Here is a 1,208-nt window from a genome sequence, read left to right as displayed (position 1 = left end):
TACTTGTATATTGGTCCCAGTGTCCGGAAACTGATCCTTTCCGTTCACCGGAAGCGGTAGCCCGTTTTGCTTACCGGGGCTCACAGCCCGAAAGAAAGCTGGTGGCGCCGCTTCCACTTACCGCTTTGAACCCGAACAGTTGACTGAGCCTCGAGCTCGTATTTTTGCAAGTAGGGGTGCTGTGGTGAACCAGAACCAATCCTCCTCCGTTTCTCCTTTGTTCGTCGGCATTGACGTCAGTGGCGAGTTCCTCGATGTGGCCTTTCACGGCTCCACTGAGTCCTTCCGGCTCGCCAATTCGCCCGAAGGTATCGCTGATCTGATCGCCCGGCTGTCGCCTCTCAAACCTGAACTCATCGTTCTCGAGGCCACCGGCAAGCTTGAGAGAGCCGTCCTGGAAGCCGTATGCAAGGCAGGCTTGCCCGGCGTCGCGCTCAACCCCAGATGGGTGCGCGATTTCGCCAGATCCACCGGCCACCTTGCCAAAACCGATCGTATCGATGCACGCGTCATCGCTCACTACGGCGCAGCGGTCAAGCCCGAACTCCGGGCGCTGAACGACGCGCAGACCCAGCAGTTGCAGGCGCTCATCCTGCGCCGCAGCCAGCTCATGGAGATGCTCACCGCCGAGCAGAACCGCCGCAGGCGTGCTCATAAGGCCACGCATGCCAGCATCGACGAACTCATCGCCTTCCTCAAAAAGCGCATCAAGGGTGCCGATGACGACATCGATTCCTTCCTGCGCTCCAACGAACTCTGGCGCAAGACCGAAGCCTTGCTGCGCTCCACGCCTGGCGTCGGCAGGGGAACCGCGGCGACGTTGATCGCCTTTCTGCCTGAACTGGGCAGGCTCAGCGGCAAGGAAATCGCCTCGCTCGTTGGCCTCGCGCCGTTCAATGTCGATAGCGGCAAACAGCAGGGGCAGCGCCATATCAAAGGCGGCCGGCACATGGTGCGACGTGCCCTCTATATGGCTTGCGTCGCTGCCCAGAAAGCCAATCCCGACATCAAGGCGTTTTGTGACCGCCTGCGTGACAAAGGCAAAAAAACCAAGGTCGCCTTCGTCGCTGGCATGCGCAAACTGCTCATCCGGCTCAACGCCATGATGCGTGACGCCACCCCCTGGAGTCCGCCGAAATCATGATCGAATGAACCCCTGACACTTGACCTTCAATACAGTTGCTTTCTTTGCGGCGGCAAAGAAAGTA

Annotated in this window: 1 protein-coding gene; it reads left to right on the top strand. The window is 59.4% G+C overall.

Annotated elements, in window-relative coordinates; all coding sequences use genetic code 11:
* The first annotated feature begins 184 nt into the window (after positions 1-184).
* Positions 185-1,144: an IS110 family transposase gene (locus FQ755_RS00065; RefSeq protein ID WP_144150088.1), complete on the top strand. Its 960-nt coding sequence runs from the start codon at positions 185-187 to the stop codon at positions 1,142-1,144.
* The last annotated feature ends 64 nt before the right edge of the window (positions 1,145-1,208 follow it).

Origin of the sequence: Paraburkholderia sp. BCC1885, from assembly GCF_900996235.1 — a bacterium.
In the GTDB taxonomy this organism is placed as follows: domain Bacteria; phylum Pseudomonadota; class Gammaproteobacteria; order Burkholderiales; family Burkholderiaceae; genus Paraburkholderia.
Note: the sequence above shows the minus strand (reverse complement) of the source record. Positions and strands in the feature narration are given on the sequence as shown.